General features: G+C 66.5%; 21 protein-coding genes. 8 read left to right on the top strand and 13 right to left on the bottom strand.

All coding sequences use genetic code 11. The features are described from left to right. Positions 1-181: 181 nt before the first annotated feature. The 3 genes from ABZW16_RS11925 to clpS all read right to left on the bottom strand — a co-directional run bounded on the left by ABZW16_RS11925 (position 182) and on the right by clpS (position 2217). On the bottom strand, positions 182-1240 hold the full coding sequence (locus ABZW16_RS11925; protein WP_354954919.1) for a P1 family peptidase: 1059 nt from the start codon (positions 1238-1240) through the stop codon (positions 182-184). 64 nt (positions 1241-1304) lie between these two features. Next, positions 1305-1874 carry a DUF2017 domain-containing protein gene (locus ABZW16_RS11920; RefSeq protein WP_354954917.1) on the bottom strand — a complete coding sequence of 190 codons (570 nt, stop codon included), beginning with the start codon at positions 1872-1874 and terminating at the stop codon, positions 1305-1307. Positions 1875-1896: 22 nt separating this feature from the next. Further along, positions 1897-2217 carry an ATP-dependent Clp protease adapter ClpS gene (clpS, locus tag ABZW16_RS11915; protein ID WP_354954915.1) on the bottom strand — a complete coding sequence of 107 codons (321 nt, stop codon included), beginning with the start codon at positions 2215-2217 and terminating at the stop codon, positions 1897-1899. A gap of 119 nt (positions 2218-2336) precedes the next feature. Here clpS and ABZW16_RS11910 point away from each other — a divergent pair, with 119 nt between their 5' ends. Next, positions 2337-3632, top strand: a complete 1296-nt coding sequence (locus ABZW16_RS11910) for a nicotinate phosphoribosyltransferase (RefSeq protein ID WP_354955027.1) — start codon at positions 2337-2339, stop codon at positions 3630-3632. Here ABZW16_RS11910 and ABZW16_RS11905 read toward each other — a convergent pair. After that, positions 3562-3837, bottom strand: a complete 276-nt coding sequence (locus ABZW16_RS11905; RefSeq protein ID WP_354954913.1) for a hypothetical protein — start codon at positions 3835-3837, stop codon at positions 3562-3564. The genes ABZW16_RS11910 and ABZW16_RS11905 overlap by 71 nt on opposite strands. Positions 3838-3953: 116 nt before the next feature. Here ABZW16_RS11905 and ABZW16_RS11900 point away from each other — a divergent pair, with 116 nt between their 5' ends. Further along, entirely contained in the window at positions 3954-4520 is a 567-nt protein-coding gene (locus ABZW16_RS11900; protein ID WP_354954911.1) for a nicotinamidase, read from the top strand. 133 nt (positions 4521-4653) lie between these two features. Beyond that, positions 4654-6699, top strand: a complete 2046-nt coding sequence (locus tag ABZW16_RS11895) for an ATP-dependent DNA helicase (protein WP_354954909.1) — start codon at positions 4654-4656, stop codon at positions 6697-6699. Positions 6700-7331: 632 nt separating this feature from the next. Here ABZW16_RS11895 and ABZW16_RS11890 read toward each other — a convergent pair. From ABZW16_RS11890 to glgP, 3 genes are all read right to left on the bottom strand, one after another. Then, complete coding sequence (locus ABZW16_RS11890) at positions 7332-7877, bottom strand: DoxX family protein (protein ID WP_354954907.1); 546 nt, start codon at positions 7875-7877, stop codon at positions 7332-7334. A 110-nt stretch (positions 7878-7987) separates the two neighbouring features. Continuing rightward, positions 7988-9349: an NCS2 family permease gene (locus ABZW16_RS11885; RefSeq protein ID WP_354954905.1), complete on the bottom strand. Its 1362-nt coding sequence runs from the start codon at positions 9347-9349 to the stop codon at positions 7988-7990. 415 nt (positions 9350-9764) lie between these two features. Continuing rightward, positions 9765-12335: an alpha-glucan family phosphorylase gene (gene glgP / locus ABZW16_RS11880; RefSeq protein WP_354954903.1), complete on the bottom strand. Its 2571-nt coding sequence runs from the start codon at positions 12333-12335 to the stop codon at positions 9765-9767. A 231-nt stretch (positions 12336-12566) separates the two neighbouring features. On the opposite strand from glgP, the gene ABZW16_RS11875 reads away from it, so the two are divergent. Genes ABZW16_RS11875 through glgB form a run of 3 tightly spaced genes read left to right on the top strand, consistent with a single transcriptional unit; the run spans position 12567 to position 17403 of the window. After that, on the top strand, positions 12567-13208 hold the full coding sequence (locus tag ABZW16_RS11875; protein WP_354954901.1) for a LysE family translocator: 642 nt from the start codon (positions 12567-12569) through the stop codon (positions 13206-13208). Positions 13209-13246: 38 nt separating this feature from the next. Beyond that, complete coding sequence (locus tag ABZW16_RS11870) at positions 13247-15250, top strand: alpha-1,4-glucan--maltose-1-phosphate maltosyltransferase (RefSeq protein WP_354954899.1); 2004 nt, start codon at positions 13247-13249, stop codon at positions 15248-15250. Continuing rightward, positions 15247-17403, top strand: coding sequence for a 1,4-alpha-glucan branching protein GlgB (glgB, locus tag ABZW16_RS11865; protein ID WP_354954897.1), 2157 nt, complete (start codon positions 15247-15249; stop codon positions 17401-17403). Before ABZW16_RS11870 ends, glgB begins: the two co-directional genes overlap by 4 nt. Before the next feature lie 19 nt (positions 17404-17422). On the opposite strand, the gene ABZW16_RS11860 is transcribed toward glgB, so the two are convergent. The 3 genes from ABZW16_RS11860 to ABZW16_RS11850 all read right to left on the bottom strand — a co-directional run bounded on the left by ABZW16_RS11860 (position 17423) and on the right by ABZW16_RS11850 (position 20065). Then, on the bottom strand, positions 17423-18274 hold the full coding sequence (locus ABZW16_RS11860) for a tetratricopeptide repeat protein (RefSeq protein WP_354955025.1): 852 nt from the start codon (positions 18272-18274) through the stop codon (positions 17423-17425). Between the two features lie 137 nt (positions 18275-18411). Beyond that, positions 18412-18780: a DUF3817 domain-containing protein gene (locus tag ABZW16_RS11855; protein ID WP_354954895.1), complete on the bottom strand. Its 369-nt coding sequence runs from the start codon at positions 18778-18780 to the stop codon at positions 18412-18414. A gap of 106 nt (positions 18781-18886) precedes the next feature. Continuing rightward, entirely contained in the window at positions 18887-20065 is a 1179-nt protein-coding gene (locus ABZW16_RS11850; protein ID WP_354954893.1) for an acetyl-CoA C-acetyltransferase, read from the bottom strand. 224 nt (positions 20066-20289) lie between these two features. Here ABZW16_RS11850 and mce point away from each other — a divergent pair, with 224 nt between their 5' ends. Beyond that, positions 20290-20751, top strand: a complete 462-nt coding sequence (gene mce, locus ABZW16_RS11845; RefSeq protein ID WP_354955023.1) for a methylmalonyl-CoA epimerase — start codon at positions 20290-20292, stop codon at positions 20749-20751. Positions 20752-20837: 86 nt separating this feature from the next. Then, the gene (locus tag ABZW16_RS11840; RefSeq protein ID WP_354954891.1) at positions 20838-21842 is read left to right on the top strand and encodes a hypothetical protein; all 1005 of its coding nucleotides are present in this window, start codon (positions 20838-20840) and stop codon (positions 21840-21842) included. Positions 21843-21962: 120 nt separating this feature from the next. Here ABZW16_RS11840 and ABZW16_RS11835 read toward each other — a convergent pair whose 3' ends face one another. The 3 genes from ABZW16_RS11835 to ABZW16_RS11825 form a co-directional block, all read right to left on the bottom strand. Continuing rightward, positions 21963-22271 (bottom strand): ATP/GTP-binding protein, encoded by a 309-nt coding sequence (locus ABZW16_RS11835; RefSeq protein ID WP_354954889.1) that lies wholly within the window; start codon positions 22269-22271, stop codon positions 21963-21965. 321 nt (positions 22272-22592) lie between these two features. Beyond that, the gene (gene nucS / locus ABZW16_RS11830; RefSeq protein ID WP_354954887.1) at positions 22593-23279 is read right to left on the bottom strand and encodes an endonuclease NucS; all 687 of its coding nucleotides are present in this window, start codon (positions 23277-23279) and stop codon (positions 22593-22595) included. Positions 23280-23338: 59 nt separating this feature from the next. Further along, the gene (locus ABZW16_RS11825; RefSeq protein WP_354954885.1) at positions 23339-24070 is read right to left on the bottom strand and encodes a rhomboid-like protein; all 732 of its coding nucleotides are present in this window, start codon (positions 24068-24070) and stop codon (positions 23339-23341) included. Between the last annotated feature and the right edge of the window lie 256 nt (positions 24071-24326).

Here is a 24326-nt window from a genome sequence, read left to right as displayed (position 1 = left end):
ACCTGTCGGCCGGTACCCTTCCGTCGGCCACGCTCCGGTGCCCGCACAGACCGGCGATCGAGCGTCGGCATCCCGAAGTTCCCGTCACCCGCGCCCGGACCAGGGCGGTTCCCAAGTCATACGCACACTTTCGCGTTCATCGGCCCGATCGCGTTCACCCCCGACGCGTCGCACTGGTGGATCAGCGTGGGAAGAGGTCGGAATATGCGGGGATGCCCGCGACCGAGCGGGCCGAAAGGATGGCGTCGACGATGGCGCGTTCTACGCACACCGCCGCAGCGGTACAGACGGCGTCCAGGACCAGCAGATCGGCCGGGAAGGCCGGGGGCATCGGCAGGGTGGTGATCTCGGCGGCGCCGGTGGCGAGAGCGAACAGGGTGTCGCCGTCCAGGGGCGAGTGGGCCGGGCGGATGGCGCGGGCGAGGCCGTCATGGGCGGTGGCGGCCATGCGCTGGCAGCCCGCGGGGTCCAGGGGTGCGTCGGTGGCGACCACGCCGATGGTGGTGTTGAGGACGGTGCCCTTGACCGGGAGTGCGTTGGCCGCGGCCAGTTGGTCCACAGTTGCCGGGTGCAGCCCGAAGTGCTCGGGACCGTCGGTGCCGACGCCCCAGGGCAGGCCGGTGCGCGGGTCGAAGACCGAGCCGACGGGGTTGGCGACGATCAGCGCCGAGACGGTGACGCCCGCGCCGGGACCCGCACCGAGCACCACGCTCGCGGTGCCGACGCCGCCCTTGATCGAACCGGCACGCGCGCCGACCCCGGCCCCGACCGAACCGCGCTCGAAGTCGACCGCCGCCGCCTCGGCCGCCAGGAACCCGAAGTCGGCGGTCGGGCGAATGCCCCAGTCCCCCACCGGAAGATCGAAGATGACCGCGGCGGGCACGATGGGCACCACGCGGTTCGGATCGGCCGGATCCATCGGGATGCCCTCGCGATGTTCCTCCAGCCAGCGCATTACGCCGTCGGCGGCTGCGAGTCCGTAGGCGCTACCGCCGGTGAGCAGAATCGAATTCACTTGGCGCACAGTGTTGCCCGGGTCGAGAAGATCGGTTTCCCTGGTCCCCGGCCCACCGCCGCGCACATCGACCGCGGCGATGGCACCGCCGGGCGCGTGCACCACGGTGCAGCCGGTCGCCGCGCCGGAACCCAGCGTCGCGCTCGGATCGAGCGCGTGCTGGTGACCGACCAGCAGCCCGGCGACATCGGTGAGCGAATTCCGTGGTCCCGCTTGCGCATTCACAGCTGCTGCTCCTGACTACTCGGCACCGATCCAGGATGGCGTCTTCCGGCCAGCGGCGGCGCGGTCAGGGTGCGAGGGCCTGCAGCAGCGAATCCTGCATCCAGGTGAGCCAGTGGTACACATCCAGATGCGGCCCGCGCGGGTCATCGGGTTCGAGGTGATCGGGTGTGTCGGCATCGATTCCGAGCACCGTGCCCAATGCCAGCCGCACATCGGTGAGCGCGGTCAACCAGGCATCGGCCTGCTCGGGGGTCAGCACGATCTTCCCGCCGTCGGTGGGCACCGTATTCAGCACCACCGACCCCGCGGCCAGCTTGGCGTCGATGATCTCCGGTTCGTGCAGGCCGCGCAGGGCACTATTGAGATCGGCGCGGTCGGCGTCGGGGGAACCGGGTTCGCTGCGGTGGAAGTCCGGCAGCAGCCGGTGCAGCCGGGGATCCTCGGGCGGCGTCGTATTGCCGCCACGCAACCCGGTCAGTTCGGTGAGTTCGTCGGCGGGCGCGGATTCGGCCCGCTCGGTCAGCAGCCCGGAGACCGCACCGACCAGGGACCGCAGCACGCTCGCCTCACGCGCGTCCATCTCGGATCGCAGCTTGAGGCCGCTCAGCGAGTTCTTCCGGCTCCACTTCCGCACTGACGTCAGCGTAGTCGTACGATCAGTCGTCCCGTTGCATGGTCGCCCAGAGTCCCGCCGCGTGCAGCCTTCGCACGTCCTGTTCCATCTTGTCCCGCGAACCCGACGACACCACTGCCTTGCCCTCGTTGTGCACCTTGAGCATCAATTCGGTCGCCTTCGCTTTGCTGTAGCCGAACAGCTTCTGGAAGATGTAGGCGACATAGTGCATGAGGTTGACCGGATCGTCCCAGACGACCGTCACCCACGGACGGTCCTCGGCCTCCAGGATCTCGGTGTACTCGACCGCTTCCGGAGTCGCCTGTGCCGCCGACAGTGTCGCGTTCGATTTGCACAAGGCCATAACACTCAGGGTACGACTCGACTCCGGATACACAACACCCGCACACCTGGATTCGGCAGACGCCCCGGCAGCACCGGCCCGGCACGCGCGCGACCGCTGTCTACAGTGACTTGGTGGACATGCGCAGCACCGCCTTGCTGACCGATCAGTACGAACTGACCATGCTCGCGGCCGCGCTCGGCGACGGCTCGGCGCAGCGCCGCTGCAGCTTCGAGGTGTTTGCCCGGCGCTTGCCGAATGGTCGCCGTTACGGTGTGGTCGGGGGTACCGGCCGCCTGCTGGACGCACTGGCGCACTTCCGTTTCGAAGAACCGGAGCTCGATATCGCGGCGGGCTTCCTGGACTCGAAGACCGTCGACTGGCTGCGCGACTACCGCTTCACCGGTGATATCGACGGCTATCCGGAGGGTGAGCTGTATTTCCCGGGCTCCCCGATCCTTTCGGTGCGCGGCAGCTTCGCCGAATGCGTCCTGCTGGAGACGCTGGCCCTGTCGATCCTCAACCACGACAGCGCGATCGCCTCGGCCGCCGCACGCATGGTGAGCGCCGCCGCGGGACGCCGGATGATCGAGATGGGCTCGCGCCGGGCCCACGAACTGGCCGCACCGTCCAGCTCGCGCGCCGCATATCTGGCCGGTTTCGACGCCACCTCCAACCTGGAGGCCGTGCGCCGCTTCGGCGTGCCCGGCGCGGGCACCAGCGCGCACGCGTTCACCCTGCTGCACAGCTCCGCCGACGGCGCGCACGAGGCGGCCGCCTTCCGCGGCCAGATCGATGCGCTCGGCATCGGCACCACCCTGCTGGTGGACACCTTCGACATCACCAAGGGCGTGGCCACCGCCATCGAGGTCGCCGGACCCGAATTGGGCGGCGTGCGTATCGACTCCGGTGATCTCGGCGTGCTGGCCAGGCAGGTGCGCGAACAACTCGACCGGCTCGGCGCGACCAAGACCCGCATCGTGGTCTCCGGCGATCTCGACGAATATGCGATCGCCGCATTGCGCGCCGAACCCGTCGATGCCTACGGCGTCGGGACGTCGCTGGTCACCGGGTCCGGAGCGCCTACCGCGGGCATGGTCTACAAACTGGTCGAGGTGGACGGGCTGCCCGTGGCCAAACGCAGCAGTCACAAGGAGTCACGCGGCGGCACCAAAAAGGCGGTCCGGCTGTCCCGCCGGACCGGCACCGTGGTCGAGGAGATCATCTACCAGGCCGCCGGAACCCAGCCCGCCGCAAACGGATTCGAAATGCGCGAGCTTTTGGTTCCGCTGGTGCGCGGCGGTGCGGTGGTCGATGGACTGCCCACGCTCGCGGACAGTCGCAAGCTGGTTTCCCGCGGGCTGGTCAGCCTGCCGTGGGAGGGCCTGAAACTGTCGGATGGGGAGCCTGCGATTCCGACGACATTTCTGAACTGACCAGGGGCGCGGCGGCGTGGGCGTTGCGCCGCTCGGCCAGCCATTCGACGGTCGAAACCGCTATCAGCACGATCAGCAAGCCCTTGATCAGCAGCCGCACCCAGTCACCGACCGCGTCGGGTCGGTCGCCGAGCAGAAAGGCGGTAGCGAGATAGGCGGTGTAGCCGATGACGTATGCGATCGAAATTCTGACGGTGCTGTTCACGTGTTCCTCCAAGTGCCGTGGCCCGCCCTATCGATCAGGCGGCACAATGTAATCCACAGACAGGACCCCGAGCGTTTACATCTCGGTGCACGACATCCTGAGAAAGTGAGGTCGACATGAACCGAGCGTTGATCATCGTCGACGTGCAGAACGATTTCTGCGAGGGCGGATCAGTCGCCGTCAGCGGTGGGGCCATGGTCGCCCGTCGCATCACCGACTATCTGAACTCCACGCATTACAGTGCGGTCGTCGCGACCCGCGATTACCACATCGATCCGGGCGGACATTTCTCCGAACATCCCGATTACGTGGACACCTGGCCGCCGCACTGCCGGGTCGGCACCTCCGGTGCGGATTTCCACCCGAACCTCGATACCGCGCCGATCCAGGAGATCTTCTCCAAGGGCCAATATTCCGCGGCCTACTCGGGTTTCGAGGGCGCCACCGAGGACGGCACCAGCCTGGCCGACTGGTTGCGCGAGCACGCCATCGACGAACTCGACATCGTCGGGATAGCCACCGACCACTGCGTCCGCGCGACCGCCCTCGATGCCCGCATCGAAGGGTTCGACACCCGGGTGCTGCTGGACTTCACCGCGGGCGTGGCACCGGAGACCACCACCGCCGCCCTCGATCGCATGCGCACGGCGGGCGTGGATCTCGAGGGGTCGGTCGCCCGGTAGCCCGGTCCGCGGCAGCATCGTGCACCCCGACATGCCGTAGGACGCGCCGGGTCGCATGGCGAAGGTGTGCGAAGTACCGTGCGGACCGGATCGGGCGGTGATCTCTGTCGGTTCCACGCAGTAGGCTCGTCGCGTGCCCGAACTGCCGCCCGTCCCCGAGCTTTTGGCCACCGCTGTGCATGCGCTCGGCGGGAAGGAGCGCGTCGGGCAGCTGACGATGGCGGCAGCGGTGGACCATGCGATCGATACCGGGGAGCACCTCGCGGTGCAGGCGGGGACCGGGACCGGGAAATCGCTGGCGTATCTGGTGCCGAGCCTGCGTCATGCGGTGCGGACCGGGCGCACGGTGGTGGTGTCGACCGCGACGATCGCACTGCAGCGTCAGCTCGTCGATCGGGATCTGCCGCGACTGGCCGAGGCGCTGAGCAAGCCGCTGGGCCGGGCCGCGAAATTCGCGATCCTCAAGGGGCGCAACAACTATCTGTGCCTGAACAAGATCAATAGCGCGATACCGGACGAGCCGCAGGAGGCGGAGCTCTTCGACGCGTTCGCCATCTCCCGGCTCGGCCGGGAGGTGCAGCGGCTCAACGAGTGGGCCTCCGATACCGAGACCGGCGACCGGGACGAGCTCGTCCCCGGCGTCACCGACCGGGCCTGGCGGCAGGTCAGCGTGTCGTCGCGGGAATGCCTCGGCAAGTCGCGCTGCCCGTTCGGCCAGGATTGTTTCGCCGAGCGGGCCAGGGCGGAATCGGCGCAGGCCGACGTGGTAGTGACCAATCACGCGCTGCTGGCCATCGACGCGATCAGCGGCATCCAGGTCCTGCCCGAACACGATGTGGTCGTCATCGATGAGGCGCATGAGCTGGTCGACCGGGTCACCGGCGTGGCCACCGCCGAACTGGCCGCCTCGGCGATCAGTGCCGCGGCCCGGCGCTGCGCCAAACTCATCGACCAGCAGGAAGTGGACCGGCTGGAGGAGGCCGCCGAGGCTTGGCACACGGTGCTGGACGAACTGCCCGCCGCCCGCTGGGACGCCCTGCCCGATGGCATCGCGCCGGTACTGGCGCTGGTGCGTGACGCAGCCTGGAATGCCCGCACCGCGCTCGCACCACAGGGCGGTACTACCGCACAGGGCGACCCGGAGAGTGCCGCCGCCCGCACCCAGGCACTGGCCGCCATCGATGAGGTGCACGACAGCGCGGTGCGCGCCTTGACCGCGTTCGATGAACCCGATCCGGCCAAACGCACCGATGTCATCTGGCTCGCCGCGGACGAGATCCGCGGCGTCGCCCGGCGGACATTGCGGATGGCGCCACTAGCGGTGGGCGGGCTCCTGCGCAGCAGACTCTTCGGCACTGCCACCGTCGTGCTGACCTCGGCGACCTTGCAGATCGGCGGCTCCTTCGACGGACTCGCCAGCACCTGGGGTCTGCCCGCGCAATCGGCCAATCGCAGCGATACCGCAACCGCGAACGGCGCCGAAGCGCCCTCGGACGCCGATACCGTGCGCTGGAGTTCGCTCGATGTCGGTTCGCCGTTCGACCATGCCAAATCCGGCATCCTGTACGTCGCCAAACATCTGCCCGCCCCCGGCCGCGACGGTTTGGCACCGGCCTATCTCGACGAAATCGAGCGGCTGATCACCGCCGCGGGCGGCCGCACACTCGGTCTGTTCTCCTCGATGCGCGCCGCCCGCGCGGCCACCGAGGCACTGCGCGAGCGGCTGGACACGCCCGTTTTATGTCAAGGGGACGACGCAACCGGCGCACTGGTACGCAAGTTCGCCGACGATCCGGAGACCTCGTTGTTCGGCACGCTGTCACTGTGGCAGGGCGTCGATGTGCCCGGTCCGTCGCTGAGCCTGGTCATCCTGGATCGGATCCCGTTCCCCCGCCCCGACGATCCGCTGCTGACGGCGCGGCAGCGTGCGGTGGAATCGCGCGGGGGCAATGGCTTCATGACCGTCGCGGCCAATCACGCCGCATTGCTGCTGGCCCAGGGCACCGGCAGGCTCCTGCGCAGCGTCGATGACCGCGGTGTCGTGGCGATCCTGGATTCGCGTTTGGCGACCGCACGCTACGGCGGCTATCTGCGCGCCTCACTGCCGCCGTATTGGGAGACCGCGGATCCGGAGGTCGTCACCAGAGCACTCCGGCGGCTGACCGCCGCAAGCGCCTGATCAGGCCGAACTGTGATACCACTCACAAAGCGCTCCATTACTTCCAGACAGAAGTAAGTTGAGATCCGATACTTCGGTGGACCCCCAATTCCACACCGGATGTATCGGCGGTCCCCGCGCCAAGCCCTGCACGCGGCGCGGGGACACCATGTGCCGCCGTCGCAGCCGGTCCACGCATGAGACCGTTTCTCAATGACGCACCAGCCAAATATCGACACTCTCGACGAATTCTCGATCAGCGCAAGATCTTTGGCCGAATGTCGTGCGATCTTCGCACTCACCGATGCCGACCTCGACGGACACACCCCCGGCGGCGCGGCAAGTTTCACGGCGACCGCCTCGACCCCGATTTCCATCTGGCGTCGCTGCTGGAACTGTCCAGGGTGTCCTCCGGCAAAACCCGCCTCTACCTGCTCGTCGATCACACCGGTGCCCGTCCGGACGATCTGGTCGCGCATCTGCGAAAAGAACTGCACGCCAAAGGGATCCGGTCCTCACTCCGGGAAACCGGTTACGAATTCCAGCGGCGCGACCACGGTCCTGCATTCGCACCCCGATGCGACGTGAAATCGATTGGGGCCCAAATAGAGCAGCGGCGCGGCGACCGTCACCGCTCCGCACATATCAACAGATCAGAGCGTCCACTTCAAGATCAGCGTGATGACGGCAGCGACCACGGCCAACACAATCGAGGCAATGCCCCACACCACGCCGTGACGCTGCCACGGGCGGCCGCTGTCGAGGGAGAACTTGCCGGGGCCGGTGAAGGCGACGACCGCGCCGACGGTGGCGAACAGCAGGGGCATTTCATAGCCCTTGCCGGTCAGCAGGCCGCCGTGCCAGGTGGTATTGATCGCGTTGATCATGGTGCCCAATACGATGGCCGAGGCCAGCGGGGTCAGCAGGCCGAGCAGCAGCAGGATGCCGCCGGTGAATTCACTCAGTCCGGCAAGCGTGCCGAACAGTTTGCCCGGGTTGTAACCCATCGAATCGAAGGTCGCGGCGTTGCGGCTCCAGCCCACGCCGTTGAACCAGCCGAACAGTTTCTGGCTGCCGTGCGCGGCGAGCAGGCCGCCGAAGACGACGCGCAGCAGCAAGAGGCCGAGATCGGTGGCGGAGTTGTCGAAAGTCGTGATGCTCGAGCCGCCGGGGCGCTCGAGCGTGCTGTGGTTGGTCATGCTGGTCCCTATCCCTGCATCGGTTCGAACAGTGACTGTTTAGCCTCGGCAATGAAACGGACTGCGGTCCGATTATCGCACAGAGCACGCCAACTGCGCGATCCTCGGTGTTATTCCGCCAGGAAGAAGAAGTATCCGAGGAACATCACCAGCAGCGCCCACATCGCCGGATGCACCTCTTTGACGCGCCCCTTCGCGGTCATGACGATCGGGTAGAACAGCATCCCCATTGCCAGTCCGTTCGCGATCGAGTAGGTCAGCGGCATCATGATGACGGTGATGAAGGCCGGGATCGAGTACTCCAGCCGGTTCCAGTCGATCTCGCCGAGCGCACGGGCCATGAGCACGCCGACCACGATGAGCGCGGGCGCGGTTATGGCGGACGAGCCCGCGACGACCGCGAAGATCGGGTAGCAGAACATGGCGATCAGGAACCAGCCCGCCGTGGTTACGGCGGTCATGCCGGTCCGCCCGCCCGCCGAGACACCCGCGGTCGATTCGACATAGGCGGTGGTGGTGGAGGTCCCGATGACCGCGCCCGCCATGGTGCCCACCGAATCGGCCGCGAGTGCGCTGGCCGCGCGCGGCAACTTGCCGTCCTTGTCGAGCAACCCGGCCTGGTTGGCCACGCCGATCAGGGTGCCGGAGCAGTCGAAGAAGTCGACGAACAGCATGGTGAGGATGACGACGGCCATCTGGCCGGTGAAGGCGTCCGGCAGATGGATGATCGCTTGGCCGAAGGTGTGCTCGAGCCCCCGCGGCATCGCGACGACACCGTGCGGCAGATCCACCAGACCGCTGATGACGCCGACCGCCGCCGTGAGCACGATGCCGTACAGCACCGCGCCGTGCCAGCCGATGACCAGGAACACCACGGTCACGACCAGGCCGAACAGCGCAAGCAGGGTGGTGCCCTTGGTGAAGTTGCCGAGCGTCACCAGCGTGGCATCGCTATTGACCACGATGCCCGCATTCTTCAGGCCGAGGAACGCCACGAACATGCCGATGCCCGCGCCGACGGCCAGCTTCATCTGCATCGGAATCGCATCGAGAATGCGTTCGCGCACCTTGGTGACCGCGAGCACGAAGAAGATCACCCCGGACAGGAAGGTTCCCGACAGCGCCGCCTGCCACGGGATTCCCATTCCGAGCACCACCGAGTAGGCGAAGAAGGCATTGAGGCCCATACCCGGCGCAAGCGCGATGGGATATCTGGCCCATATGCCCATCACCAGCGTGCCGAATACCGCGGCGACGGCCGTCGCGGTGAAGACCGCCTGCATGGGAATGCCCTTGGCGCCGAGCGCGCCCTGGTCGCCGAGTACCGATGGATTCACCGCGAGCACGTAGGACATGGCCAGGAAGGTGATCGTTCCGGCCATCAGCTCACGCTTAATGGTCGAGCCGTTCGAACTGATGCCGAAGTACGTGTCCAAACGTCCTCGGGTCCGGCTCAGAACGTCGGTGACCATAGGGTTCTCCAGTCGAAAATTAGTACAAGGGTGCCAGGGCACGGTAGCCGACAGTTCACTGAGCCCGAGAACTCGCCCCATGGGCCGGGTGCGGACATTCGTGAGCAGCGTCACGATAGCCATCTCCCTACTCGGCGGCGCCACCACCTTTCGCGGCCTGGATTTCACCAGGGGCACCAAGGCCACGATCAACCTCTGGTTCGCCTATTCGATTTCGAAGCAGCCACCCCCCACCGCATACTCCGCTTCAGCTTCCCCACCGGCCCCCTCCCCTGGGACCCCAAAGACCTGGTCCAACTCGCGAAGTTGTTACGCCCGGTCCCGATCCTGGGGGAATCCGACGGCCGACTCGCGTCGAGTACGGGGCCGAGATAATCGAGCTCCGCATCCGGCGCTTTCACAGCGCCGACACCGGTTAGGCGCTCGGAGCGATGACCAAGCCCAGTTCGGCGTCGCCGGCGAGTAATTCGTTATGCGGGAGTATGCGGATCGTGTAGCCGACGGCACCGGAGAGCGGGACCGGGGTTTCGACGGTGAAAAGGTCTGTGCCGGAGTCGGATCCGGTGTGGGTCATGGGGTAACTGCTGATGTCGGAGAGGTCGTCGGTCGGGGAGACGCGGCCGAGTACGGCTTGTATGGTGACGTCGGCGGGGGTGAGACCGCCGAGGTCGATGCGGGCGGAGAGGGAGAGTTCGGCGCCGATGATGGGGGTGTCGGGCAGGCCCGCGCTGTCGACCTGGATCACCTTGACCGAGGGCCAGGCGGCCTCCACTCGACGGCGGTACTCCGAAATCGCTCGGGCACCAGCGAATTCGTCGGCGCTCGCGCGTTTCCCGGCGACCGCGGCGGCCGCGTAGTACTCGACCGAATAGTCGCGGACCATGCGGGAGGCCAGCACCTTCGGCCCGAGGGTTTCCAGGGTGTGGCGCACCATCTCGACCCAGCGCACCGGCATATCGGAGAGATCGCGGTCGTAGAACCGCGGTGCCACCATGCGTTCGAAGAGGTCGTAGAGGGCGGCCGCCTCGAGATCGTCGCGGCGGTGTTCGTCGGTGACGCCGTCGGCGGTCGGTATGGCCCAACCGTTTTCGCCGTCGTACATCTCATCCCACCAGCCATCGCGGATGGAGAGGTTGAGCCCGCCATTGAGCGCTGACTTCATCCCGGAGGTGCCGCAGGCCTCCAGCGGACGCAGCGGATTGTTCAGCCACACATCGCAACCCCAGTACAGGTAGCGGGCCATCGACATGTCGTAATCGGGCAGGAAGACGATGCGATGGCGCACTTGCGGATCGTCGGCGAAGCGGACGACCTGCTGGATCAGCGCCTTGCCGCCGTCATCGGCCGGATGGCTCTTACCCGCGACGACCAACTGCATCGGCCGATCCGGATTCAGCAGCAGCGCACGCAAGCGCTGTGGATCGCGCAACATCAGGGTCAGCCGCTTGTAGGTCGGCACCCGCCGGGCGAAGCCGACGGTCAGCACATTCGGATCGAAAACGCCATCGACCCAATCCAATTCGGCCGATGCGGCACCGCGCTCCAACCAGGAGGCGCGCACCCGGCGGCGCACCTCGGCAACGAGGGTGGCGCGCAAGGTATTCCGGGTCGACCACAGTTCAGCCAGGTCGATATCGCGCAGCTTCTCCCAGCCCCGCGCCTCCTCGACGAGCTGGGGTCCGATGTATTCGCGGGCCATGTCGAACCATTCGCGCGCTGCCCAGGTCGGAGCGTGCACACCATTGGTGACCGAACCGATCGGCACCTCGGTCGCATCGAATCCGGGCCACAGCGGCGCGAACATGGCACGGCTCACCTCGCCGTGCAGTTTGGAAACACCGTTGGCGCGCTGGGCGAGTCGCAAGCCCATATGCGCCATATTGAACACCGACGGATCGGCTTCGCGGCCCAGCGCCACGATCCGGTCGATGGAAAGTCCGGGCAGCATCGCGGATTCGGATTCACCGTGGCCGCCGCCGAAGTACCTGCGCACCAACGGCATCGGGAACCGGTCGATGCCCGCGGGCACCGGAGTATGCGTGGTGAACACCGTCGCCGCCCGCACCGCGGCCAGCGCCGTGTCGAAATCGAGTCCGGTCGAAACCAATTCACGGACCCGCTCGACGCCGAGGAATCCGGCGTGGCCCTCGTTCATGTGGAATACATCGGGATCCGGCAGTCCGGCCGCACGGGTGTATGCGCGTACCGCCCGCACCCCACCGATACCGGCCAGGATCTCCTGCTTGATCCGATGGTCCTGATCGCCGCCGTAGAGCCGGTCGGTGACCGAGCGCAGCTCCGGATCGTTCTCGGCGATATCGGAATCCAAAAGCAGCAGCGGCACCCGCCCGACCTGCGCGATCCACACCCGCGCCCGCAGCACCCGCTGGTCGGGCATCGCCACATGGATCAGTACCGGCGCGCCGTCGGTGGTCAGCAATCGCAGCGGCAGGCCCTGCGGGTCGAGCGCGGGATAGTGCTCGCTCTGCCAGCCGTCCGCGGTCAGCGACTGCCGAAAATAGCCGGAGCGGTACAGCAATCCGACGCCGATCAATGGCAACCCCAGATCGGAGGCGGCCTTCAGATGATCACCGGCGAGAATCCCGAGCCCGCCCGAATAGTTCGGAAGTACCTCGGTGACGCCGAACTCCATCGAGAAGTAGGCGATACCGCGCACCGGCTCGTCGGTCTGCCGCTGGAACCAGCCCGGCCGGGTCAGATAGTCGTGCAGATCCGCGGCCGCGGCGTTCACCCGGCCGACATAGTCCGCGTCGGCGGCGAACTCGTCGAGCCGCGCCGCGGGCACCTCCCCCAGCATCCGCACCGGATCGCGGCTCACCTCGCGCCACAACTCGGGATCGAGCTCGGCAAACAGGTCCTGCGTGGGCCAATGCCACGACCAGCGCAGATTCGTGGAAAGTTCGCCCAGGGCCGCCAAACGCTCGGGCAGATGGGCACGGACGGTGAAACGACGGAGTGCCTTCACGTGCGGAACCCTACCGAATGCCGAGTCCCCGGGTGGCCACAGCGCCCCAGGTCACCCGTGCGCACGCACCGGCGGAGCCGCTCACATACCTGACGACAGGACTACACGCGGACCTGACGACAGGACTACACGCGCCGGGCCCGTCATCGTGCAATGCACGAGCCGCCCACCGACGCGGACCCGCCGGAATATCGGTCGCGACAACCCCGGCACAAATGGCAGCATCGGCTGATGCCGCACTGGATCGATGTGCTCCCACAGTTCCTGCTGGCCTGTCTCATCCTGGCCGCCCTACCCGGACCCGCGACCGCACTGTTCCTCCAGCGCGCGGTGCGCGACGGGCGCGCGGCGGGTCTGGCCGCGGTGGCGGGGAACGAAATAGGTGTGTTCGGATGGACGCTCGCCGGTGGCGCGGGCCTGTCGGTGCTGCTGGTCGCGAACCGGTTCATGAATACCGCGGTGCACGTCATCGGCGCGCTGGTGCTGATCTGGCTCGGCGTACAGGCCTGGCGCGGGGCGCGCGGCGACGACGAATTCGGCGCCACGATGACCAAGATGCTGCCCACCGGCCGCACCCCCGGCTCGGCCTTCCGCGCATCGCTGATCTCGATTGCCGCGAATCCGAAGGCGGCCGTCTTCGGCCTGACGATCCTGCCGCAGTTCCTGCCGTCGACCGGTCCGGTACTGCCGACCGTGCTCATCCTGGCGGCCATCCAGTTGGTCATCGATACGGCCTGGTGCGTCGGCATCGTGCTGGTGGCCGATCGGGCCGGGACCTGGTTGCGTCGCACCGGCATCCGCCAGCGGGTGGAACGCGCCCTCGGCGCGATCTTGGTCGCGCTCGGCCTCGGACTGGCGGCCGACGCACGCTGATCCGGACCAACCGCCCCACACCCGGTAGGTTGGTCGACGTGACCGGCCGCATCGCCATCGATGACACCGCCCCGTCGATACCGGGCGGCCGCCCGGCCAAGGCCGCCGTCGGCGAGGTCTTTCCGGTGCGCACCGTGGTCTGGCGCGAGGGGCATGACGCCGTCTCCGCCACGCTCGCGGTGCGCGGTCCCGGATCGGCGCGGACCACCCGCATTCGCATGACACCGGACTTCGAGCCGGACGTCTTCAACGCCACCTTCGTCCCCAACCTGCCGGGCGCGTGGACCTACCGCATCGAGGGCTGGAGCGATCCGATCGCCACCTGGCGGGCGGCGGTGGAGGCGAAGCTGGCCGTCGGTCAGAGCGCCGCCGATCTGGACAACGATCTCGAACTCGGCGCCCGGCTGCTCGAACGCGTCGCGCAGGCCGTACCCAAGAAGCAGTTCGAGCGGTTGCGCGCGGCAGCGGCGGCGCTGCGCAGCGATGAACAGTTACCCGCTCGTGTCGCGCCCGCATTCGGCACCGAGGTCGCCGAGATCCTGCGCGCTACGCCATTGCGGGACATGGTCACCCGCGGCCCGCAGCACACCGTGCTGGTGGAACGCCAACGCGCGCTGTACGGCTCGTGGTACGAGTTCTTCCCGCGCTCGACGGGCGGCCACGATGCCGAAGGCAACCCGATCCACGGCAATTTCGCCACCGCCACCAAGGAATTGCCGCGCATTGCCAGCATGGGTTTCGACGTGGTCTACCTGCCGCCCATCCACCCGATCGGCGAGATCAACCGCAAAGGCCGCAACAACGCGCTCTCCGCCGAACCGGATGATGTCGGCTCCCCGTGGGCGATCGGCTCGAAGGACGGCGGACACGACGCCCTCCATCCCGAACTCGGTACCACCGCCGACTTCGCCGAATTCGTCACCACCGCAACCGAACTCGGCCTCGAAGTGGCGCTCGACCTGGCCCTGCAGTGCGCACCGGATCATCCATGGGTCGCCGCTCACCCGGAGTGGTTCACCACGCTCCCGGACGGCACCATCGCCTACGCCGAGAATCCGCCGAAGAAGTACCAGGACATCTACCCGGTCAATTTCGACATCGATCCGGACGGTCTGTACGCGGAGGTCCTGCGCGTCGTGCGGCACTGGATCGGCCTGGGCGTCAAGATCTTCCGCGTCGACAACCCGCATACCAAGCCCGCCGACTTCTGGGAATGGCTGATCGCGACCGTGCGGCGCACCGATCCCGAGGTGATCTTCCTGTCCGAGGCGTTCACTCGACCGGCCCGGCTCTACGGTCTGGCCCGCCGCGGATTCAGCCAGTCCTATACGTATTTCACCTGGCGCGTCGCCAAATGGGAACTGACCGAATTCGGCAACGAGCTGGCCGCCAAGGCCGATGAGGCCAGGCCGAACCTATTCGTCAACACCCCCGACATCCTGCACGAAAGCCTGCAGCACGGCGGGCCCGGCATGTTCGCCATTCGCGCCGTGCTCGCCGCGACCATGGCCCCGACCTGGGGTGTCTACTCCGGATTCGAACTCTTCGAGCACCAGGCGGTCCGGCCGGGCAGCGAAGAATACCTGGATTCGGAGAAATACGAACTGCGCCCGCGCCCGTTCGCGGAGGCGCTCGCGCGCGGAGAATCGCTGGAGCCGTGGATCACTCGGCTCAATGAGATCCGCCGCGCACATCCGGCGCTACAGCAGCTGCGGTGCATCCACTTCCACCACGTGGACAACGATGCGCTGCTCGCCTATTCGAAGGTCGATCCGGTCAGCGGCGATGTCGTGCTGGTCGTGGTGAATCTGAATCCCTATGCGGCCGAATGGGGCATGATCTCGCTCGATCTGCCCGCGATCGGCCGGGAATGGCATGACCATCCGGTGGTATTCGACGAGGTCAGCGGCGAGGAATACCACTGGGCGCAGACGAATTATGTACGGCTGGATCCGGCCCACGCGGTCGCCCATATCCTCACGCTGCCCGCGGTACCGCAGCAGGCACGCGCGGAATTGGCCTTCCGCAGGACCTTTCGATGAAGCGCCGCGATCTGATGCTGCTCGCGGCGGGCACACATACCGACCCGCATACCGTGCTCGGCGCGCATCCACATCCCGATGGCACCGTCATCCGAGTGCTGCGCCCTCACGCCGATACCGTCTTCGCCCGGGTCGGCGGTGTGGACCATCCGCTGAAGTCGTTGGGGCACGGCGTTTTCGCCGGTGTCGTCCCGCACCCCGATCTGATGGACTACCGCATCGTCACCAATTGCCAAGGCGGGCAGACGATCATCAGCGCGGACGGCTACCGCTTCCTGCCCACCGTCGGTGAGCTGGATCTGCATCTCCTCGGCGAGGGCCGCCATGAGCGGCTGTGGAACGTGCTCGGCGCGCACCCGCGTCACTACACCACCCCCGATGGCGAGGTGGACGGCACCTCGTTCGCCGTCTGGGCACCGAATGCCCGCGGCGTCACCGTAATCGGGGATTTCGACGGGTGGAGTGGACACACCGCGCCGATGCGCTCACTTGGTGCCTCCGGGGTGTGGGAGGTTTTCGTGCCCGGCGTCGAGGTGGGCACGAAGTACAAGTATCGGATAAACGGCGCGGACGGCCGAACCGTCGATCACGCGGATCCGCTGGCCTTCGCAACCGAGATGCCGCCTGCCACCGCATCTGTCGTCACCAAGAGCACCTACACCTGGTCCGACAGCGAGTGGATCGCCGCACGCGAGCGCACCGATCCGACCCGTGGGCCGATGAGCGTCTACGAGGTGCACCTCGGCTCGTGGCGGCCCGGCCTCGGCTATCGCGAATTGGCCGACCAGTTGGCCGATTACGTGCACGCCGCCGGATTCACCCATATCGAACTGCTGCCGATCGCCGAGCATCCGTTCGGCGGCTCCTGGGGCTACCAGGTCACCTCCTACTACGCACCCACCGCCCGCTTCGGCTCCCCCGACGACTTCCGCGCCTTCGTCGACCGCATGCACACCGCGGGCATCGGCGTCCTGCTCGACTGGGTGCCCGCCCACTTCCCCCGCGACGAATGGGCCCTGGCCCGCTTCGACGGCACCGCACTCTACGAGCACGCCGACCCGCGCCGCGGCGAGCAGCTCGACTGGGGCACCTACATCTTCGACTTCGGCCGCAATGAGGTGCGCAACTTCCTGGTCGCCAACGCGCGGTACTGGATCGAGGAATTCCACATCGACGGACTGCGCGTCGACGCCGTCGCCTCCATGCTGTACCTGGATTACTCACGCGCCGACGGAGATTGGGAACCCAATGTGCGCGGCGGCCGAGAGAATCTGGAGGCCGTCGACTTCCTGCAGGATCTGAACGAAACCGTGCATCGCTACCACCCCGGCGTCGTCACCATCGCCGAGGAGTCCACCACCTGGCCCGGTGTCACCCGCGGCACCGATGTCGGCGGTCTCGGCTTCACCATGAAGTGGAATATGGGCTGGATGCACGACACCCTCGGCTACCTGGGTCGCGATCCGATCCACCGCTCCTGGCACCACAACGAGATCACCTTCTCGCTGGTGTACGCATGGAGCGAGAACTACGTGCTGCCCATCAGCCACGACGAGGTCGTGCACGGCAAGGGCACACTCTGGACCAGAATGCCCGGCGATGATTTCGCCAAGGCGGCGGGCGTGCGCGCACTGCTGGCCTACATGTGGTCGCATCCCGGTAAGCAATTGCTGTTCATGGGACAGGATTTCGGCCAGTTCCGGGAATGGTCGCACGACCGCGGCCTGGACTGGCACGAACTGGAAAACCCACTGCACCGGGGCATTACGACCGCCGTGCGGGATCTGAACGCGGTCTATCGTGCCCATCCCGCGCTGTGGAGCCAGGACACCAGCCCGGGCGGCTATTCCTGGATCCAGGCCGACGACCGCGACCACAATGTGATCGCCTTCCTGCGCTACGGCTCCGACGGCTCGGTCATCGCCTGCATCTTCAATTTCTCCGGCTCGGTCCACGGCGAGTACCGCGTCGGCCTGCCGAGCACCGGCACCTGGCGCGAAATCCTCAATACCGACGCCGTCGAATACGGCGGCTCCGGCATCGGAAACCTCGGCGGCATCAAGGCGACCGACGAACCGTGGCACGGCCGCCCCGCCTCCTCCACCGTCGCCCTACCCGCCAACAGCGCCATCTGGCTGACCCCCGAGGCCTGACTCCCCGAGGGTGCGCCCGTCAGTAGAGGGCCGCGGCGAGCTTGCGGCGCGCGGCGACGACGAAAGGTTCTGCCGGGTCGAACAATTCGAAGAGTTCGAGCAGGCGAGTGCGGGCCTTGGTGCGGTCATCGCCCGCTGTCTTCTTGATCACCGCGATCAACCGGTCGAACGAGGCATCGGGCTGCTGGTGCAGCATCTCCACGTCGGCGGCAGCAAGGGCGGCGTCGATATTGGCCGGATCGGCGTCCGCGGTTGCGATCGCGGAGTCCGGTACGGCCTGGGCACGGGACAGGAAGCGCAACTGGCGCAGCGCGTTCTTTGCCTCTTCATTGCCCGGCTCGGCGGCGATTATGGCCTCATAGGCCGCTTCGGCACCGGCCATGTCACCGCGCTCCAGCGCGGCCTCCGCGGCGACGAAACGGGGGTCGTCGACGGGCTGCGGCTCGGCACCGCCTTCGCCTTCCAGCTTGCCCGCGACGGCGTCGATGACCGCGCTGAGCCACTGCTTGACCTGCGGCTCCGGCTGGGCGCCCTGGAAGTCCGCGAGCGGCTGACCGCCCGCCACGGCGATCACCGTCGGAATGCCCTGCACGCCGAACGCCTGCGCGATGCGCATATTGCTCTCGGCCTCGACGGTGGCCAGATCCCAGGTGCCGCCGCCCTCGGCGACCAGTCGCTCCAGCGTGCGCACCAACTCGACGCTGCCGGGACTGCGCTGCGAGTACAGCGCGACCACCACCGGCACCTGCATCGACCGGCGCAGCACCTTCGTTTCGAAGTCCACCTCGGAGACGGCGTAATCGCCGCCCCCACCATCCGACGCACCGGCCGGGGGCTGCTTGAGGCTGGACAGATCCACCGCACCGGACATAGCGGCGGCAACGGCTGGCGAAGGGCGGCGTGCGGCAGGTCGAGTCACGGCTTCCAGTTTGTCACGGTGTCGCCGCGGGGGGAGCTCAGGGCTCGTAGGCGGTAGCTTGCGTAACCGCGGAGAGCCTGCGAGTCCCGCTAATACGACGCAGTCGTCGGGGCTCCGGTGTCGGCGGAAGTGACGTTGCTCAGCTCACCGAGCTGACCAGCGCGCACCGCCCACACCTCGAAGAGCACGGTGCAGAACGGCGGAATGCTCGACAAAAGTGCGAGCACCGTTGTCTTGGCATTCCAGGCCAGCTCACGGGCGGCGAGGATCGCGGTGATCACGAACAGGATGAAGATGATGCCGTGCGTCATCCCGAACACCCTGACCGGCCAGGTGACCGGTTCGGGCAGGCGCTTGAACACCATGCCGACGATCAAGAAAACCCAGGAGATCGCCTCCAGCACAGCAATGAAGCGGAACCGCTTGGCCACGGTGGTCGTGTCGAAGAAATTGCCCATGGCCACCATTGTGCCGGACTGCTACGACACGTCGTAGTTGAACTGGTCACACTTCGGCCCGCGGCCCCCGTCGGCCCGGTATATGCCGGGCCGACGGAAGCGGGAACTAAACCTTGATGATCAGGGCGTCACCCTGACCGCCGCCACCGCACAGGGCGGCCGCGCCGATACCGCCGCCACGCCGCTTCAGCTCCAGCGCCAGGTGCAGCAGGATGCGGGCACCCGACATGCCGAGCGGGTGGCCGATGGCGATCGCGCCACCGTTGACGTTCACCTTCTCCGGATCGATGCCCAGCTTGCGGGTCGAGGCGATACCGACCGCCGCGAACGCCTCGTTGATCTCGACCAGATCCAGCTCGGCGGGCGAAATGCCTTCGCGCGCACAGGCCTTGGCAATGGCATTGGCGGGCTGATCCTGCAGGGTCGAGTCCGGACCGGCGACAACGCCAGCGGCGCCGATCTCGGCGATCCAGCTCAGACCGAGCGACTGCGCCTTCTCCTTGCTCATCACGACCACCGCGGCCGCACCGTCGGAGATCTGCGATGCGGTGCCAGCGGTAATGGTGCCGTCCTTGCGGAAGGCCGGGCGCAGCTTGGCCAGCGATTCGGCGGTGGTGTCGGCGCGGATGCCCTCATCGGTGCCCACCAGGACCGGATCGCCTTTGCGCTGCGGCACCGCGACCGGAACCACCTCGTCATCGAAGACGCCGTTCTTCCATGCCGCCGCCGCCCGCTGATGCGAGGCAGCCGCGAACGCGTCCTGATCCTCCCGGCTGACCGGCTCGGTGTCGTTGCGCTGTTCGGTCAGCGCACCCATCGGCTGGTCGGTGAAGATGTCGTGCAGACCGTCGTAGGCCATGCTGTCGCGCATCGTCACATCGCCGTATTTGAAGCCCTCCCTGCTCTTTTCGAGCAGATGCGGGGCCTGGCTCATGGATTCCTGGCCACCGGCGACGACGATCTCGTACTCGCCAGCGCGGATCAACTGATCCGCGAGTGCGATCGCGTTGATACCGGACAGGCACACCTTGTTCAGCGTCAGCGCGGGCACATCCATCGGGATGCCGGCGGCGACCGCGGCCTGCCGAGCCGGGATCTGGCCCGCGCCCGCGGTGAGCACCTGGCCCATGATCACGTAGTCGACCTGCTCCGGCGCGATGCCGCCCTTCTCCAGCGCCGCCTTGATGGCGAAACCGCCCAGGTCGGAACCGCTGAAGTCCTTCAGACCCCCGAGCAGCCGACCGACCGGGGTACGCGCACCGGAGACGATCACGGTTGTGGTCACGACGAGCCTCGCATTCATTGATCGGAACAGCGCCGCACACTCCGTACTGCACGGAACAATGCGCGGCGTCAACCTCTGTACTCAACGGTAGCTTGTCCTACTCGACCGACCCTCTCCAGGTACGCGGCGCCCTCACCTGCGCTGGGCCGAGCGCAAGGGACTAATGGCGGCCTTCCGCCCGACTGCGTCCGATCAGGCGCTACGTTCGATTGGTGAGCAACGTTATGGACCCGTCGAACTTCATCCCCGGCGACTACGTCATCGCCGTCGACCACGTCGGCATCGCCGTGCCGGACCTGGATGCCGCAATCGCCTGGTACGCCGAGAATCTCGGCATGATCGAGACCCATCGTGAGATCAACGAGGCGCAGGGTGTGCACGAGGCGATGCTGTCGCTGCCCGCCGCAGCGGACAGCGCGACTGCTCTGCAGTTGCTGGCTCCTTTGAACGCGGACTCGACAATCGCCAAGTTCATCGACCGCAGCGGACCGGGACTTCAGCAACTCGCCTATCGGGTCACCGATATCGAGGCCGTCTCCACGTATCTTCGTGATCGAGGTCTGCGTTTGCTGTACGACGCCCCTCGGCACGGAACCGCGGATTCCCGCATCAATTTCATACACCCGAAGGATGCTGGCGGTGTGCTGATCGAGTTGGTCGAGCCAAACTCGAATGTTACGCACTAGTATCAAGATCGGGCCTGAAAAACTCGTCCCGATCACATTCGCGGTCGAGTCACCATGAGGTGCAAGTAGGCTGTAGTTTGTGTGCCATGTCGTCACCTGAGTCCGATCGCAATCGCTTCGTTGCACTGCCCTTCACCGTTGTGCGCAAGGGTTATGCGCAAGACGAGGTACGCAACTACTTCGACCGTTTCGATGCCGAGTTAAGGGTCACCGCCACAGATCGGGATGCCGCTGCGGCGCAAGCCCGTAACCTCGCCAGCCAGCTGGAGGACGCGCGGGACGAGATCGACGAACTCCGTAAGGAAGTCGATCGCCTTTCGGTTCCGCCAACCACTGCGGAAGGTATGTCCGACCGCATCTCTCGGATGCTGCGCCTGGCCTCCGACGAGGCCTCCGAAGTGCGCGCTCTCGCGCAGGCCGAGGCGGCGGAAATGGTGTCGATCGCCGAGCAGCAGGCCACCGAAATGCGTGGTAAGTACGAATCGCTGCTCGCCGAAACCAAGGAGAAGCGCGAGGCGCTCGAAATCGAATTCGAGCAGACCCTCGCGAATGCGCGTACCGAATCCGCAAAGATCATCGAGGCCGCCCAGGCCGAGGCCGACCGTCTCGGCAAGGAAGCCGACGCCAAGCGCAAGGCGACCCAGCAGGACTTCGAGGCCACCATGGCCGAGCGTCGCACCAAGCTCACCCGCGCCATGGAGGAGCTCGAGGCCACCAGCCGCGCCGAGGCCGCTCAGCGGATCAAGGACGCGACCGACGAGTCCAACCGCCTCATCACCTCCGCCACCCAGACCTCCGAGCGCAAGATCGCGCACGCGAAGGAACTCGCCGAGGAGATGCGCGTGCTGCGCGGCCGGGTGCTCGCCCAGCTGCTCGGCATCCGCGGTCAGCTCGACTCGGTGCCCGCCATGCTCGCGGCGGTCAACCGGGAAAGCGAACTGCTGGACGGTGTTCCGGATCAGCGCAAGTCGATCGGCGGCGGCACCAAGTCGGTCACCAGTGGTTCGCGCACCAAGGCGATCCCCGAGGTCTCGGCCGAGGAAGACGACATCGACGCCGACGAGCGCGAGAACGTCGAAATCAGCAACTGACACCGGCGGGCAGAGCGGCGACAAACGCAACACCCCAACCGAATTCACACCGAAGGCCGCCCCGGAACCGGGGCGGCCTTCCTAATGTGTGGCACGGGCGCTTCAGTGCCCCAACGCTATTCACGACCAACGACGCGTAATCCGCCGTGTCCGACGGCCGTTCCAGCAGCCACGATGCCAGTGCCTGCGATCGTCCTCACCGTCATCGACCGCCCAGGCGACGATATGTGCCACCCCGGGCGGGATTTCGTGATCACAGCCCGGGCAGCGATAGGTTTTGATCGCCCGACTGCCCGGAACAGTCCGCACGATGTACATCTCGTCGCTGTCCGGCCCCGCCTCCCGTCGACCGAATACGTCACTGGTCGGTGGGCCGCCCGAGTGCGAGCGGCCCACCTGGCGTTCCGTCCGCGGTTTCCGTCGGGGCATGCGACAAGCCTAGGTCGTGGCCTGGCGCACACCGCGCACAGTCCGTCCTACCGTTGAGCGAGTCACAGCGATTCTCTCGCCGCAGCCCTTCCTGCTTCACCGGCCACTGCCGACTCCCGGAGGAGTTGAGGTCTTACAAGCCTCCACGAGGCATTCATCCTCTTCGGGTAACTTCCCGGCGAGTACTGCGATCCAGAGCATTACCAAATAACGCTGCCCCTCGCCGAGAAGCAGCTCATCAGTTCTCAACCCCCGCGCACGGCTTGGCGGGGCGAATCCGTGCGCGTCCAGCAAATTCGTGTACAGCGGGCGGGGGATTGGCTAGAAGAGGCGGAATTCGTTGCTCTCTGTGCCGCGCAGGGCGTCGTAATCGAGGGTCAGGCAGCGAATGCCGCGATCCTCGGCGAGGGTGCGAGCCTGCGGCTTGATCTGCTGGGCCGCGAAGACACCCGCCACGGGAGCCAGGAGTGGATCGCGGTTCAGCAGTTCGAGGTAGCGGGTCAGTTGTTCGACGCCGTCGATTTCGCCGCGGCGCTTGATCTCGACGGCCACGGTGGCGCCGTCGGCATCACGGCAGAGCAGGTCCACCGGGCCGATGGCGGTCATGTATTCACGGCGGATCAGCGTGTAGCCAGGACCGAGGGTCTGCACATGCTCGGCGAGCAGTTCCTGAAGATGGGCCTCCACACCGTCTTTCACCAAACCTGGGTCGATGCCGAGCTCATGCGAGGAGTCGTGCTCGACGTCCTCGATGGTGATGCGCAGTTCCTCACCCGCCTTATTGGTGACCACCCAGAAGGCCTTCGCGCCCTCCGGTACCGCGTCACCATCGCGCTCCTGCAACCAGCACGGCGGGCTCATCCAGTTGAGCGGCTTATACGAGCCGCCGTCGGAATGCACAAGGACCGAACCGTCCGCTTTGATCAGCAGCAATCGGCGGGCCATGGCGAGATGGGCGGTGAGTCGCCCTACGTAGTCGACCTGACAGCGAGCAATCACTAGGCGCACCCAAGCACTGTAGGTGAGTGCCCGGTCCCGCCTGGCGTCAGCCCTATCGCATCGGATTGTCAGCCCATGAGCAGGATGGCCGCGAGGATCGCGCTCACGGCGAGCAGGCCGGATTCGACCCTGGTGAGTCTGCGGGTCGACGCCGCCTTGGCCCGGATCATCCCGAAGCCGACCGCTGTTCCGATACCGAAGGCGACCAGATGGCCGACATTGGTGAAGGTCTGCTCGATCAGCACACCCTCGGCGGCAACGATGAACCACACGGTGGACCAGGCGATACGCCAGCGATGCGGGATGGCGACAACGATCGCGCCCACCAACGCCATGGCGCCGTAACTGACCCCCACGTCCTGGGCCCACCGGATACTCGCGGGCAGCCAATCGGCCTCGATGGCGATCCAGAGGCCAGCGGCAACCAGGAGGGTGGCCCCGATATGTCCGGCCAGGAAGACACGCGCCATATGCACCGCACCGAACCGCAGCTCGGCAAGGGCGAGCAGACAGCCGAGTAATGGGATCAGCACCCAGGCGGCACTGACATCTCCGATCACCAGCGCACTCGAGAACACGGTGCCGATACGGCCGTTCAGCAGATTGTGCAGATTCGTGCTCGCGTGCAGCACCACCCGCGTTTGCGCGGAATCGCTGAGCACGGAGAAGACCACGGTGACAGCGACAAGTGCCGCCAGATATCCGAACGTCGCCGGGAGTCTCAGTTGCCACCAGCTCGAGCGAAGCGGTCTGAGGGGAGCAACCGGCGCGCGGTCAGCGGTTGTCGTCGCTGCGACCATTACACCTCCGTTTGGGTCGACGCTCTCCCGTCCAGAGGATGCCGCGTCGACTACTACCTACTGTCTCTCTCCATCATGCGTGATCGAACCGCACACAGTCTGGCTGTTCCCTGTGAGATTGCTCCAAAACATCGGACCGCACATGAGGAAAAGACAATATTACGCAAAAAGGCCCCCAACTGTGTTGGGGGCCTTTCGCAAGGATGTTCCGGCGGTGTCCTACTCTCCCACACCCTGTCGAGTGCAGTACCATCGG

The sequence above is a fragment of the Nocardia sp. NPDC004604 genome (assembly GCF_040609795.1).
In the GTDB taxonomy this organism is placed as follows: domain Bacteria; phylum Actinomycetota; class Actinomycetes; order Mycobacteriales; family Mycobacteriaceae; genus Nocardia.
The sequence above is the reverse complement of the archived record's forward strand: the minus strand, read 5'-3'. Positions and strand labels throughout refer to the sequence as shown.

Bases quoted from the DNA above. Each gene is read 5' to 3' on its own strand.
- mce (WP_354955023.1), top strand. From the start codon at position 20,290: ATGGACCCGTCGAACTTCATCCCCGGCGACTACGTCATCGCCGTCGAC.
- ABZW16_RS11825 (WP_354954885.1), bottom strand. From the start codon at position 24,070: ATGGTCGCAGCGACGACAACCGCTGACCGCGCGCCGGTTGCTCCCCTC.
- glgB (WP_354954897.1), top strand. From the start codon at position 15,247: ATGAAGCGCCGCGATCTGATGCTGCTCGCGGCGGGCACACATACCGAC.
- ABZW16_RS11840 (WP_354954891.1), top strand. From the start codon at position 20,838: ATGTCGTCACCTGAGTCCGATCGCAATCGCTTCGTTGCACTGCCCTTC.
- ABZW16_RS11900 (WP_354954911.1), top strand. From the start codon at position 3,954: ATGAACCGAGCGTTGATCATCGTCGACGTGCAGAACGATTTCTGCGAG.
- ABZW16_RS11835 (WP_354954889.1), bottom strand. From the start codon at position 22,271: ATGCCCCGACGGAAACCGCGGACGGAACGCCAGGTGGGCCGCTCGCAC.
- clpS (WP_354954915.1), bottom strand. From the start codon at position 2,217: ATGGCCTTGTGCAAATCGAACGCGACACTGTCGGCGGCACAGGCGACT.
- ABZW16_RS11855 (WP_354954895.1), bottom strand. From the start codon at position 18,780: ATGGGCAATTTCTTCGACACGACCACCGTGGCCAAGCGGTTCCGCTTC.
- ABZW16_RS11875 (WP_354954901.1), top strand. From the start codon at position 12,567: ATGCCGCACTGGATCGATGTGCTCCCACAGTTCCTGCTGGCCTGTCTC.
- ABZW16_RS11890 (WP_354954907.1), bottom strand. From the start codon at position 7,877: ATGACCAACCACAGCACGCTCGAGCGCCCCGGCGGCTCGAGCATCACG.
- ABZW16_RS11860 (WP_354955025.1), bottom strand. From the start codon at position 18,274: ATGTCCGGTGCGGTGGATCTGTCCAGCCTCAAGCAGCCCCCGGCCGGT.
- ABZW16_RS11885 (WP_354954905.1), bottom strand. From the start codon at position 9,349: ATGGTCACCGACGTTCTGAGCCGGACCCGAGGACGTTTGGACACGTAC.
- ABZW16_RS11910 (WP_354955027.1), top strand. From the start codon at position 2,337: ATGCGCAGCACCGCCTTGCTGACCGATCAGTACGAACTGACCATGCTC.